General features: G+C 70.7%; 7 protein-coding genes. 4 read left to right on the top strand and 3 right to left on the bottom strand.

Annotated features, from left to right (window positions below; all coding sequences use genetic code 11):
* Nucleotide 1: 1 nt before the first annotated feature.
* The 3 genes from AAFN46_RS13130 to AAFN46_RS13140 form a co-directional block, all read right to left on the bottom strand.
* Nucleotides 2–1,009: a DUF5924 family protein gene (locus AAFN46_RS13130; protein ID WP_347809216.1), complete on the bottom strand. Its 1,008-nt coding sequence runs from the start codon at nucleotides 1,007–1,009 to the stop codon at nucleotides 2–4.
* Between the two features lie 57 nt (nucleotides 1,010–1,066).
* Nucleotides 1,067–2,740, bottom strand: coding sequence for a Na/Pi cotransporter family protein (locus AAFN46_RS13135; protein ID WP_347809145.1), 1,674 nt, complete (start codon nucleotides 2,738–2,740; stop codon nucleotides 1,067–1,069).
* A 156-nt stretch (nucleotides 2,741–2,896) separates the two neighbouring features.
* Nucleotides 2,897–3,634, bottom strand: coding sequence for a Bax inhibitor-1/YccA family protein (locus AAFN46_RS13140; protein ID WP_347809146.1), 738 nt, complete (start codon nucleotides 3,632–3,634; stop codon nucleotides 2,897–2,899).
* 107 nt (nucleotides 3,635–3,741) lie between these two features.
* Here AAFN46_RS13140 and recC point away from each other — a divergent pair, with 107 nt between their 5' ends.
* From recC to AAFN46_RS13160, 4 genes are all read left to right on the top strand, one after another.
* Nucleotides 3,742–7,038 carry an exodeoxyribonuclease V subunit gamma gene (recC, locus tag AAFN46_RS13145; RefSeq protein WP_347809147.1) on the top strand — a complete coding sequence of 1,099 codons (3,297 nt, stop codon included), beginning with the start codon at nucleotides 3,742–3,744 and terminating at the stop codon, nucleotides 7,036–7,038.
* Nucleotides 7,035–10,583, top strand: a complete 3,549-nt coding sequence (gene recB / locus AAFN46_RS13150) for an exodeoxyribonuclease V subunit beta (protein WP_347809148.1) — start codon at nucleotides 7,035–7,037, stop codon at nucleotides 10,581–10,583. Before recC ends, recB begins: the two co-directional genes overlap by 4 nt.
* Before the next feature lie 145 nt (nucleotides 10,584–10,728).
* Complete coding sequence (gene recD / locus AAFN46_RS13155; protein WP_347809149.1) at nucleotides 10,729–12,567, top strand: exodeoxyribonuclease V subunit alpha; 1,839 nt, start codon at nucleotides 10,729–10,731, stop codon at nucleotides 12,565–12,567.
* Between the two features lie 9 nt (nucleotides 12,568–12,576).
* Complete coding sequence (locus AAFN46_RS13160; RefSeq protein ID WP_347809150.1) at nucleotides 12,577–13,746, top strand: hypothetical protein; 1,170 nt, start codon at nucleotides 12,577–12,579, stop codon at nucleotides 13,744–13,746.
* The last annotated feature ends 90 nt before the right edge of the window (nucleotides 13,747–13,836 follow it).

The raw sequence follows: 13,836 nt of genomic DNA on the forward strand, positions 1-13,836 counted from the left end.
GCTACTCCGTCACCACGAAGCGCAGCACGCCGATGCGTTGGCCGGTCTCGGTGACCACCTGCACCTGCCAGTCGCCGGCCGGGCGGGCGGGGAAGCGGGTCTTGTGGCTCCAGGCGCGGTAGCCCTGTTTGCGACCACCCTGGATATCCAGGGCGATGCGGTCGACTTCGCGGCCCTGGTGGCGCCACACATGGTAGATGCGCTCGTTCAGCCCGCGCGGCGCGCTGATCGCGGTGAAGGCGTAGAGCCCGGCCTCGCGCAGCTGGGCGCCGGCGACCCGCTCCAGGCTGCGCCCGGGGTTGCGTGCCTGCAGGCGTTCGGTCACCGCCACCTGGCTCAGCCACAGGGTCGCCGGCGGCACCCAGGGCCGGGCCAGCCAGGCACCGCCGCCCAGCGCCAGCAGCAGGGCGCCGAGCAGCGGCCAGCGCCACCAGCGCTGGATGCGCAGGCTGCTGCCGAGGCTGGGCAGGGCCACCAGCAGCGCCACGCCGAGGGCCAGGCGATAGCTCTCGGCGGTGGTCAGGTGGACGATCAGCGGCAGGGCCACCAGCAGCACGGCGAACAGCGCCAGGGTGTGGAAGCTCAGGTAGAGCCAGCGCCGCGCGGCCAGCCACCTGTAGTAGAGCGGGTCGGTGATGGCCAGCAGCGCCGCCGCCCCGAGCAGGCCGGTGAACAGCGCCTGGCCGCTGTTCCAGGCGGTGGTGACGAAGAAGAACGGCAGGGCGAAGAACAGGCTCTCCTGGTGGATCAGCTGGGTCAGGTAGCGCAGCAGCAGCGGCGGCACCTCGATCCCCAGCCAGCGCACCGCGCCGCGCGTCAGCAGGCCCTCCAGCAACAGCCAGGCCCAGCTCAGCAGCATCAGCACGGCGATCACCCGGCCCACGCCGGCCTGGCGGTCGACCAGGATGAAGCTGGCCACGCCGGAGCAGAAGCCGAAGGCGGCGATCAGTCCGGGGTAGCGCTGCAGCAGGGCGAGCAGGCGCAGCAGATGGGGTTTCCAGTGTGGCATCGACGACGCAGCGGTGGTGGCGCGGGCGCGCATCATCGCATGGCGCCGGGGGCGTGGTCAGTGCCGGGTCGGCGCCTGCTCCCGCTCCTCGGCGTCCTCGCCGGGCGGCGGTGCCTGCAAAGGCGCGCTCTGGGCTTCCAGCTGGGCATAGGCGCTGCTGCAGAACAGCGAGTTGAGGCGTTTCATGTCGGCGATCAGCTCCAGGTGCAGGCCGCTGGTCTCGATGCTCTGCACCACCTGCTGGGCCAGGCGGTCGACATGGGCGTGGGCCAGGCGGCGCTCCTCGCGGCGGAAGCGCTGCTTCTCCTCCAGCAGGCTGCGGGCGTTGTCGCGGTTGCCGTTGAGGAACACGTTGAGGCCCAGGCGCAGGTTGCCGGCCAGCAGGCCGTGCAGGGCGGTCAGTTCCTCCAGGCCTTCGGCGGAGAAGTCGTGGCGGGTGCGCTTGTGGCTGTCCAGCTTGCCGGCCATCTGCTCGATCAGGTCGCCGGCGTGCTCCAGGTTCACCGCCAGTTCGATGATCTCCGCCCAGCGCCGGCTCTCGTGGGCGGCCAGGTAGTCGCGCGGCAGCTGCGCCAGGTACAGCTTGACCGCGCCGTACAGGGCGTCGACGTCGTCGTCCAGGCGGCGCAGCTGCTGGCCGGCCTCGCTCGAGCCCTCGCGCAGCACCTCCAGCAGGTGGGCCAGCATCTGCTCCACCAGGTCGCCGATGCGCAGGGTCTCGCGCACCGCGTTGGCCAGCGCCAGGCTCGGCGTGTCCAGGGCGGCGCGGTCCAGGTGGCGCGGCTTGGCCACGCCATTGTCGCGACTGCGCTCCGGCAGCAGCAGCCGGCACAGGCGCGCCATCGGTCCCACGGTCGGCAGCAGCAACAGGCAGCGCAGGCTGTTGTAGAGCAGGTGGAAGGCGATCACCAGGGTCGCCGCCGACCACTCCAGGCGGCCCATCCAGTCCACCAGCGGCTGCACCAGGGGCAGGATCAGCAGCAGGCCGAGCAGCTTGTACAGCAGGCTGCCGAGCGCCACCTGGCGCCCGGAGGCGGACTGCATGCCGCTGCCGAGCAGGGCCAGCACGCCGCTGCCGATATTGGCGCCGATGACCAGGCCAATGGCCACCGGCAGGCCGATCATGCCGCTGCTGGCCAGGGTCGCGGTGAGCAGCACGGCGGCCAGGCTGGAATAGGTGAGGATGGCGAACAGCGCGCCGACCAGGGCATCGAGCAGCAGGTCGCCGGTCAGCGAGGCGAACAGCGCCTCGAAACCGTGCGACTCGGCGATCGGCCGCGCCGCCTCGACTATCAACTCCAAGGCCAGCAGCAGCAGGCCCAGGCCGATGGCCACCCGGCCGACCTGGCCGGCGCGGCTCTGCTTGCGCGAGAGGAACAGGATCACCCCGAGGAAGATCAGCAGCGGCGACAGCCAGGACAGGTCGAAGGTCAGCACCCGCGCCATCAGCGCGGTGCCGACGTCGGCGCCGAGCATGATCGCCAGCGCCGGCGGCAGCGCCATCAGCCCCTGGGCGACGAAGGAGGTGACCAGCAGTGCGGTGGCGTTGCTGCTCTGCACCAGGGCGGTCACGCCGATGCCGGCGATGAAGGCCTGCGGCCGACGGCGCACGCTGTGGCTGAGCACGCGGCGCAGTTGCGAGCCATATACCCGCAGGATGCCGGTACGCACGATATGGGTGCCCCATACCAACAGGGCGATGGCGGACAGCAGATTGAGCAGGGTCAGCATGGCGCAGCCTCCTGAACGCTATCGGGGCTCGCTCGTTTTCATGGGTGCCGTTGCCGGCTCCGCTACCCTTCAGCTTGGCCGCTGATCGCCGAACACGCCACCGGCCTGGTAAGAAAAAGGGCCGCGCGAGCGGCCCTTCCCGGAGGCGCTGGAGAGCTACTTACGCAGCTTGGCCAGCAGCCGCAGGATTTCCAGATAGAGCCAGACCAGGGTCAGCATCAGGCCGAAGGCGGCGTACCATTCCATGTACTTCGGGCACTGCTGCTCGACGCCCTGCTCGATGAAGTCGAAGTCCAGCACCAGGTTGAGCGCGGCGATCACCACCACGAACAGGCTGAAGCAGATGCCCAGCGTGCCGCTCTCATGGATGAAGGGAATCGACAGGTCGGTGAACAGGCGCAGGCCCAGGTTGACCAGGTACAGCAGGGCGATCGCCCCGGTGGCGGCGACCACGCCGAGCTTGAAGTTCTCCGTGGCGCGGATCAGCCCGCTGCGGTAGGCGGCCAGCAGGCAGAACAGGGTGCCGAAGGTGAGCGCCACCGCCTGCATCACGATGCCCGGGTACTTGGCCTCGTAGAAGGCCGAGATGGCGCCGACGAACACGCCTTCGGCCAGCGCGTGCAGCGGTGCCAGATAGGGTGCGGTGCGCTTGGCGAAGATGATGATCAGCGACAGCACGAAACCGCCGAGGGCGCTGCCGAGCAGAAGTGGCAGCAACCCGGCGGCCGCCTCGGGGTTGCTGAAATAGCGGCCCCAGACCCAGATGGCCGGGATCAGCGTGAGCGCCAGCAGCATGGCCGTCTTGTTGACCGTGCCGGCGAGGGTCATGGGGTTGGCGGAAACCTCCAGATCGCTGAAGGCCTTTTCGGAAAGCGAGGGATTACCGGATGCCATATGCGCTCCTTGCGTCGTTGTTATAGGCCCGCGCAGGTTAGCAAAAAGGCCGCTTGAGCGGCGCTTCTTGATAACCTTGCCGGCAGTCCATTCGTCGACGCCTCGCGATGCTCAGCCTGTACCACGCCCCCGACCTGGAAACCCTCGGCCTGCTGGCCTGCCGTCTGCTCGCCCAGCCGCAGGAAGACCTGCTGGCGCCGGCACGGGTGGTGGTGCCGAGCCAGGGCATCGGCCGCTGGCTGACCCTGCAACTGGCCCGCGAGCAGGGCATCGCCATGCATCTCGAGGTGCAGCTGCCGTCCAGTTTCGTCTGGGCCCTGGCGCGCCAGGTGCTCGGCGCGCTGCCGGAGCAGTCGGCGTTCAATCCGCAGGCGCTGACCTGGCGCCTGTATGACTGGCTGTGCGAGCCGGCCAATCTGGCCCGCGCCGAACGTCTCGAGCGCTATCTGGAGGGAGGCGACGAGCGCCGCCGCCTGGCCCTGGCGGCGAAAATCGCCGACGTGTTCGACCAGTACCTGCTGTATCGCGACGACTGGCTGGCGGCCTGGGAGCGCGGCGAGCTGTGCGACCTGGGCGCGGACGAGGCCTGGCAGGCGCTGCTCTGGGCCGAGCTGACCAAGGATGGCCACCCACACCGCGCCCGCCTGCTCGGCGAGCTGCTGGCGCGCCTGCACAGCGACCCGCCCATCGACGGCCTGCCCGAGCGCCTGCTGGTGTTCGGCATCGGCTCGCTGCCGCCGCACCACCTGCGGGTGCTGGAGGGGCTGGCGCGGCATACGGACGTTATCGTCTTCGCCCTCAACCCCTGCCGCGAGGCCTGGGGCGAGATTCGCGATGTGCGCGAGCTGGCGCAGTCCGAGGTCAGCCCGGACGACTGGTATCTCGATGTCGGCCACCCGCTGCTGGCCAGCCTGGGCAAGCAGGGCCGCGACTTCTTCGACAGCCTGCTCGGGCAGATCGCCGAGGAGCACGGCATCTACCCGCAAGACGATGAACTGGCCGACGACAGCCTGCTGCACGCCCTGCAGAACGACATCCTGCGCCTGCGCACCCGTTCGGCCGACGAGCGCCTTGCCCTGCGCGCGGACGACCGCTCGCTGGAGCTGCATATCGCCCACTCGCCGCTGCGCGAAGTGGAAATCCTGCACGACCAGCTGCTCGCCCGCTTCACCGCCGACCCGAGCCTGAGCCCGGACCAGGTGGTGGTGCTGACCCCGGACATCGAGCGCTACGCGCCCTATATCGAAGCCGTCTTCGCTCGTCGCGAAGGTGCGCCCTACGTGCCCTACAGCCTGGCCGACCGCAGCCTGCGCGCCGAGACGCCGCTGATCGAAGCTTTCCTTGGCCTCTTGAGCTTGCCCGAGAGCCGCTTCGCCGCCGAGGAGATCCTCGCCTGGCTGGAGCAGCCGGCCATCGCCCGCCGCGCCGGCATCGAGGCCGAGGACCTGGCGCTGCTGCGCGACTGGCTGCGCCAGGCCGGCGTGCGCTGGGGCCGCGACGCGGGCCACCGCGCGGCGCTGGAGTTGCCGGCCGACGAGGCCTTCACCTGGCGCCAGGGTCTGGACCGCCTGCTGCTCGGTTTCGCCGCGCCGCCGCAACTGGCCGGCGACGGCCTGCCGCTGCTCGGCGACAGCCTGCCGCTGGACGCCCTGGAAGGCGCCCGCGCGCAGCTGCTCGGGCGCCTGTGCGCCTTCGTCGAGCTGCTCGCCGGCCTGGCCGAGCGCCTGCAGCGCGCGCGCCCGCTGGCCGACTGGGCATTGGAGCTGCAGGGCCTGCTCGACGCACTGTTCGACGAGCGCGAATCTGGAGAGACCTTGTTACTGCTTAGCCAGGCCTGCGCCGCGCTGGCGCGCCAGGCCGAGGACTCGGCCATCGTCCGCCCGGTGGAGCTGGCGCTGGTGCGCCAGCAGCTCGGCGCGGCACTGGAACAGGGCAGCGGCGCCTCGGGCTTTCTCACCGGCGCGGTGACCTTCTGCACCATGGTGCCGATGCGCAGCCTGCCGTTTCGCCTGGTCTGCCTGCTCGGCCTGGACGATGGCGCCCTGCCCCGGCGCACCCCGGCCGCCGGTTTCGACCTGATCGGCAAACGCCCACGGCGCGGCGACCGCGCGCGGCGGCTGGACGACCGCTACCTGTTCCTGGAAACCCTGCTCAGCGCCCGGGATGGTCTGTACCTCAGCTATGTCGGCCGCGACCCGCGCGACAACGCCGAGCTGCCGCCCTCGGTGCTGGTCAGCGAGCTGCTGGAGGCGGTCGATCTGACCGCGACCCACAGGGATGCGGGGGGGGCGGCAAGCGGTGTGGAGCCGCTGCCGCCGAGCAAGGCCAGCGCCTGCATCACCACCGAGCACCCGCTGCAGCCCTTCGCCCCCGGCAACTTCGAGCGCTCCGGCGCGCGGCGCGGCTTCGCCGCCAGCTGGTTCCGCGCCGCCCAGCGCCTGGCCGAGGCGCCGACCGAGGCGCCGGCTTTTATCCAGCGTCTGCCGGAGCCAAATGCCGATTGGTTGGTGATTGAACCCAGCCAGCTGCTCTACTGCTTCCGCCATCCGGCGCGCTTCCTGCTGGAGCAGCGCCTCGGCCTGCGCCTGGCCGACGCCGACGAAGGCATCGCCGCCGACGAACCCTTCAGCCTGGAGCGCCCCGCCTACCAGGGCCTGCGCCAGCTGGCCCTGCAGGCGGTCGAGCGCGGCTGGAGCGAGGAGCAGGAGCGCCGCGTGGCTCGCGCCGCCGGCTGGCTGCCGCCCGGCGAGCTGGGCCTGGCCCTGTGGGGCAAGCAGCGCGGCCCGGTGCGCGCCTTCGCCCCGCGCCTGTTCGAGGCGCGCCCCGGGGAGGCAGCGCAACCGCTGCTGGTGAATATCGAGCTGGCCGGCGTACGCCTGCACGGCTGGCTGGACGGGGTGACTTCCTGCGGCCTGTTCGACTGGCGCCTGCGCGCGCCGGACGCCCGCGATCTGCCCGGTTTCTGGCTGCGCCACCTGCTGCTCAACATCGCTGCCACGCCCGCCATTGCCCGCGAGAGCCTGCTGGTGTCGCCGGCCGGCGACTGGCAGCTGGGCCCGCTGGACGACGCCCGCGCGCTGCTCGAGCCCTGGCTGGCCGCCTACCGCGAGGCGCTGTGCGAGCCGTCGCCCTTTATCACCCGCAGCAGCTATGAATTCGCCAAGGCGCTGGTCACCCCCAGCGCCAGGAGCCGCAAGCAGCCCATCGACGCCGCCCGCGACAACGCCCTGGCCGCCTGGCGGGGCGCCGAGTTCAGCCCGCTGCCCGGCGAGTGCCAGGACCCCTGGTACGCCCTGGCCTTCCGCGAGCGCGAGCCGCTCGACGCGCGCTTCGAGCAACTGGCCGAACAGCTGCTCGGCCCGGCGCTCAAGGCCCTGGCCAGCAATGAGGAGGAGGTCGAATGAGCGATCTGCACCTGCACGACTCGCCCTTCGCTGGCCGCTCGCTGATCGAGGCCAGCGCCGGCACCGGCAAGACCTGGACCCTCACCGCGCTGTACGCGCGCCTGCTGCTGGAGCGCGAGCTGTCGGTCGGGCAGATTCTGGTGGTGACCTACACCACGGCGGCCACCGCCGAGCTGCGCGAGCGCATCCGCGCGCGCCTGGCCGAGTTGCTGGCGCTGTACGAGGGTGGCGAGAGCGGCGATGGCTTTCTCAACGAGCTGCGCCGCCGTTATCCCGGCGAGCAAGCGCGTCGTCGCCTGCTGCTGGCCGTACACGGCTTCGACGAGGCGGCCATCTTCACCATCCACGGCTTCTGTCAGCGCGCCCTGCAGGACTCGGCCTTCGAGGCCGGCGGCGACTTCGATGCCGAGCTGACCCAGGACGACCGCGAGCTGCTCGACGCCCTGCTCGGCGATGCCTGGCGCCATGTGCTGGCCGGCGCCGACCCGGCCTGGGCGCGTTTCCTGGCCAAACAGCGCATCACCCCGGCGACCCTGCGCCAGGCCCTGCGCAGCCATCTGGGCAAGCCCTATCTGCGTGTCGAGCCGCGCGGGCCCGCCGGGGAAACCGAGCTGAACGCCGCCAGCGTCGCCTGGCAATGCGCCGCCGCGCTGTGGCAGGCCGAAGGCTATGCCTGGGTCGAGGCGCTGCGCGAACACGGCGGCCTCAGCCAGAGCACGCATAAGGTGGCCAAGCTGCCGCTGTGGTCGGCCGAGCTGGATGCCTACTTCGCCGACCCGGCGGCGCTGTTCGAGGTGCCCGACGGCCTGGCCAAGCTAGGCGCGGCGGCGCTGCTCAAGGCCACCAAGAAGGGTTTCGACGCGCCGCAGAGCGCCGTGGCCGAGGCCCTGGATGCGCTCGGCGAAGCGCTGGCGGCTGCCTTACCGGCGGGCAAGCAGAAGCTGATCGCCCTGCAGGTCGAACTGCTCGACCGCCTGAATGCCGAGCTGCCCAGGCGCAAGGCCGCGCAGCGCCTGCTGGCCTTCGACGATCTGCTCAACAACCTCAACCAGGCGCTGCAAGGCGCCGCCGGCGATGATCTGGCCGCGCGCCTGCGCGAGCAGTACCCGCTGGCGCTGATCGACGAGTTCCAGGACACCGACCCGATCCAGTACGCCATCTTCGATCGCCTGTACCGCGACGGCGGCGATCTGTGCTTCGTCGGCGACCCCAAGCAGGCCATCTATGCCTTCCGTGGCGCCGACCTGGCCACCTATCTGCAGGCCCGCGATGACGCCGAGCGGCAGTACGACCTGCCGTTCAACTACCGTTCCACGCCCGCGCTGATCGCCGCGCTGAACCTGCTGTTCGACCGCCCGCAGCCATTTGCCGAAAACGGGTTGGTGTATCCGCCGGTTAGTGCCGGGAAGAAGTCGCGGGCCAGGCTGGTGCTGCCCGAGCGGGACGGCACGGCGCCCTTGGGGCTGGTTTGGCTGGGTGACGAGGGGCTGAATAAGGCCAGGGCCGGCGAGCTGGCGGCGCTGGACACGGCGCGGCGGATTGCCGGGTTGCTGGCGGCCAGCGCCAACGGAAATGCCTACTTCGAAGACGATGGCGACAGAAAGCCGCTTAAAGGCGGCGATATCGCCGTGCTGGTCAGCAACCACCGCGAGGCCGCCAGTGTCGCCGCCGAGCTGGCCGCGCGCGGCGTGCCGAGCGTGCGCCGTGGTCGCGACAGCGTCTGGCACAGCGAGGAGGCCGGCGAGCTGGCGGCGGTGCTGGCCGCCTATGCCGAGCCCGGCCGCGAGGGCGTGCTGCGCTATGCCCTGGCCACCCGCCTGCTCGGCCGCGACGCCGCGCAGATCGCCCGTTGCCAGGACGACGAACGTGCCTGGGACGGCGAACGCGCCGCCGCCGAGCAGTATCATCAGCTGTGGCAGCAGCAGGGTTTTATGCGCGTCTTTAGAGCGTGGCTGGATCAGGAACGGGTGGCCGAACGCCTGCTCGCCGGCATCGACGGCGAGCGCCGGCTGACCAACCTGCTGCACCTGGGCGAGCTGCTGCAGGCCGAGAGCCTGCGGCGTCCCGGGCTGGAGCCGTTGCTGGCCTGGTTCGCCGCCCAGCGCGCCAGCGAGGGCGCCGGCGAAGATGCCCTGCTGCGCCTGGAGAGCGATGCCGAGCGGGTGCAGATCGTCACCATCCACACCTCCAAGGGCCTGGAATACCCGCTGGTGTTCTGCCCCTTCCTGTGGGACGGCCGCCTGCTCGGCCAGCACACCGATAGCGCGCGCTGCCACGACGAACAGGGCCAGCCGCTGCTCGATCTGGGCAGCGAACGCCTGGACGAGCGCCTGCAGGCGGCGCGCCGTGAGAGCTTCGCCGAGAAGCTGCGCCTGACCTATGTGGCGCTCACACGGGCCAAGCATCGACTATGGCTGCACTGGGGCCCGGCGGCGCTGCCGAAGCCGAAGAAGGACGGTTCGCTGCCCGACGAGGGCCTGCACAGCAGTGCCCTGGCCTGGCTGCTGCACGGCCGCACGCTTGCCGGCGAGGATGCCCTGGGCGAGCTGGCGCAGTATCTGTCGAGCCGCGAAGGCCCGGCCCTGGCCGCCGAGCTGGATCGGCTGGCCGAAGGCAGCGACGGGCTGATCGCCAGACTGGCACCGCTGGATGTCGAGGCCAGCGCCGCCGGCGAAGGCCGCGCCGAGCCACCGCAGATGCTGCAGCCCTTCGCCCGCACGCTACACAGCGCCTGGCGCATCGGCAGCTTCTCGGGACTTGCCGCCGGCATGCATATGGAGGCACCGGACCGCGACGCCCTGGCCCTGGTCGATGCCAGCGAGCCGGGCGCCGGCTTCTTCGCCTTCCCCCGTGGCGCCCGTGCCGGCACCTGCCTGCACGCCATCCTCGAAGACTGGATGCGCGGCAAGGGCGAGCTGGCGCAGCTGGTGCCGACGGCGCTGACCGATCACGGCATCGATGCCAAGGCCTGGAGCGAAATTGCCATCGCCCAGCTGCAGGCGGTGCTGGACACCGATCTGGACGGCCAGGGCCTGCGCCTGTCGGCCCTGCAGCCCAACCGGCGTCTGCCCGAGCTGGGCTTCACCTTCCCGGTCGAACGCCTGGATGTGCAGCGCCTGCGCGCGCTGCTGGCCGACCCGGCCCATGGACTGCCGCCGGCCATGCGCCAGGCCGCAGAGCGCCTGCAGTTCGACGAACTCAAGGGCTTCCTCAAGGGCTTTATCGACCTGACCTTCGAGCACGCCGGGCGCTGGTACATCCTCGACTACAAGTCCAACTGGCTCGGCCCCACCGCCGCCCACTACGGCGCCGAGCGCCTGGAGCAGGCCATCGCCGCCGAGCATTACCATCTGCAGTACCTGATCTACCTGGTGGCGCTGCGCCGCTTCCTGCGCACGCGCCTGGCCGATTTTGCCGACGAGCAGCTGGGCGGCGCCTGGTACCTGTTCCTGCGCGGCATGCCGGCGGCCGGGGTGTATTTCGCCCGGCCCAGCGATGGGCTGCTGGATGCGCTGGATCGGCTCTTTGCAGGCGACGCCCCATGACCTGTGAAAGAGCGACCCTCACCCTGGCCCTCTCCCGATGGGAGAGGGGAATGGCCGCTGCAGCTTTCAACCAGGTTGTCTCGAATAAACTCCGCAACCGCCCCCTCTCCCTCCGGGAGAGGGTTGGGGTGAGGGAGAGCACCGCATGAGCATTGCAGACATCCCCCTCGGCCCGCTGGAGCGCGCCCTGCTGGCCAGCCTGCGGCGTCTCGATCCGCTGGCCGACGAGGCCGTGCTGGCCTGCGCGGCGCTGTGCAGCGAGGCCCTGGCCGCCGGTGATGTGTGCCTGCCGCTGGCGCGGCTGGCCGGGCGCCGGCCCTGGCCGGAATTCGACTTCGCTCTGCCGCCGCTGGCCGAGCTGCGCAGGCTGCTGTCAGGCTCGGCGCTGGTCGGCGCTCCTGGCGTGTTCGCCCCGCTGATACTGGAAGAGGAGCGCCTGTACCTGGCGCGCTATCAGGCTTACGAACAGCGTCTGGGCGAGCGCCTGCTGGCCATGGCGGCCGAGCACCCCGAGGTCGATGAGCGGCAGCTGGGCGAGAGCTTGACGCGGCTGTTCGCCTTTAACTCTTCATCACAAGCGGGGCAACAACCCGACTGGCAGCGCCTGGCCGCCGCGCAGGCGGTGCGCCGCCGGCTGGCGGTGATCTCCGGCGGCCCCGGCACCGGCAAGACCACCACGGTGGTGCGCCTGCTCGCCGCGCTGCTGGAGCAGCCCGGCGGCGAGCGCCTGGCCATCGGCCTGGCCGCGCCGACCGGCAAGGCGGCGGCGCGCATGGCCGAGGCGCTTCGCCATGCCAAGGCCAGCCTGCCGCTGGCCGATGAACTCAAGGCGCTGCTGCCCGAGGAGGCGCGCACCCTGCACCGCCTGCTCGGCAGCCGTGGCGACAGCCCGGCGGTGCGCCATGACGCGGCGCGGCCGCTGGCGCTGGATGTGCTGGTGGTGGACGAGGCGTCGATGGTCGACCTGGCGCTGATGGCCAAGCTGGTCGATGCCCTGCCGCCGCAGGCGCGACTGATCCTGCTCGGCGACAAGGACCAACTGGCCGCCGTGGAGGCCGGCGCGGTGTTCGCCGAGCTGTGCGAGGGCCGCGGTTTCGATGCGGCGGCCGCCGCCGAGCTGCGGCGCATCACCGGGCAGAGCGTGCCGGTGCAGGCGCCGCGCTCGGCGCTGGGCGACGCCGTGGTGCTGCTCACCCACAGCCACCGTTTTGCCGGTGACAGCGGCATCGGCGAGCTGGCCCGGCGCATCAACGGTGGCGATGCCGCCGGCACCCTCAACCTGCTCAGGGAGAATCGTGCGGACCTGGCCTGGCAGGCAGAGCCGACTCAGGCCGCGTTGCTGGCGCGCCTGGAGCAGGGCTATCTGCCCTATCTGCAGGCGGCGCGGCGCGGCGATGCGGGCGAGGCCTTCGTCGCCTTCAACGCCTTCCGCGCGCTCACAGCCCAACGCGAGGGGCCCTGGGGCGTCGCCGGCCTCAACGAGGCGCTGGAGGTGCGGATCAAGCGCCGCTATTCGCTGCCCGAGCGCGAGCGCTGGTACCCCGGCCGCGCGGTGATGGTACGGCAGAACGACTACGCGCTGGGTCTGTTCAACGGCGATATCGGCATCTGCCTCGCTTCCGAGCACGGCCTGCGCGTCTATTTCGAGGGGGAACAGGGCTTTCGCGCCTTCGCCCCGGCGCGCCTGCCCAGCCACGACAGCGCCTTCGCCATGACCGTGCACAAGAGCCAGGGCTCGGAGTTCGCCGAGGTGCTGTTGGCCCTGCCGGAAAGTCCCAGCCCGCTGCTGACCCGCGCGCTGTTCTACACCGGCATCACCCGCGCCAAGCACAAGGTGGAGATATGGGGGCTGCCGGCGCGCCTGAGCGAGGCGGTGAACACCAAGGCCGAGCGCGCGGCGGGGTTGGCGCAGCGGCTGGCCATCATGGTATCCGAGAACACTTGTCCCCACCCGGGACGGGGCCAACTCGATCTTTTTAGCTAGGAATTTTCGATGAACAAGGAAAGGTTCCTGCGCCGACTGCTGGCGCTCATGCTGTTTGTGCTCTCGCCCGCGTTGCTCGCGGCCGAAGGGCCCCAGCTGTTCGGCGGCACGCTGGGCAGGATGGAGGTCGTGGTGGAGTTGGATCTGCGCGATCCCGAACAGGTCACCGGCCGCTATTTCTACCGCAAGTACCGCCATGACCTGGCCCTGGAAGGCAAGCTGCAGGGTGCGCAGCTCAGCCTGCGGGAAGGGCGTGAACGCTATGACGATATCCCGCGGCCCGAACTGCAGCTGCAACGCACCGCCCAGGGCTGGCAGGGCGAGTGGCGCGGGCCGCAGGGCAAGCGCCTGGTCGTGAGTCTGAGCCGGCTGTCCGTCGAGCCGCCGCCGACTGACGACGAGCCCTTCTGGCAACGCATCCACGCGGAGTCTCCCTACGACTTCCTGCGTCTCAAGGCTTCGCCGCTTGAGCCCAGCAAGCGACAGCGCTTCATGGGGCATGAACTGCAGTGGTGGCGCGAGCCTGTCTCAGGCCTGACTGCATTCGAAGTGCTGGATGGCTATCCCCCGGCGCAGCTGGCGCTGATCAATCAACGCCTGCGCGAGCGGCTGTGGACGGATGTGATCGACTATCACGGCTGCAAGCTGGGTGGCGACGAGTTCATGCAGACGCTGAAACCGGCGCTGCTGTCGGCCCAGGTCGTCAGCCTGGACATCCTCACCAGCTACTACTGTGGCGGTGCGCACCCCGATTTCAGTGCCTCCCCGCTGACGCTCGATGCACGCACCGGCGAGGTGCTGGCGCTGGAGGATGTGCTGTGGGTCGCCGACGGGCCGGCCTTGCTCTACCGCGACGATGGCGAGGGCAGGCCGGTGCCCGGCTCGGTGGACTTCACCACCTACTCCGACTACCGCTCGGAGCGACTGGCGCCCTGGCTGGTCGAGCAGCTGGGCCGGCTCTACCCGGATCGCATGGCCGAGCCCGAGGACGACGATTGCCGATACGCCGACAGCGAGGTATGGAACTTTCCCGCCTGGTACCTCACCCCCGAGGGACTTCACCTCGCCCCCTACTTTGCCCGGGCCATGCGCCCCTGCGACCTGGTCGACTGGCCGGTGCTGCCCTACGCGCTGCTCAAACAGCACCCCGGCCGGCTGAAGCTGAGACTGCCGGAGTAAGCCGGGTATCGCCGACGCATGCCGGGGCGCCCTGCACGACACCGGCTGGAGCGGGGCAATGCGCGGCGCAGGTTCCGCGGCGAGCGCTTC

The organism is Pseudomonas sp. CAU 1711, from assembly GCF_039888625.1.
Taxonomy (GTDB): Bacteria; Pseudomonadota; Gammaproteobacteria; order Pseudomonadales; family Pseudomonadaceae; genus Aquipseudomonas.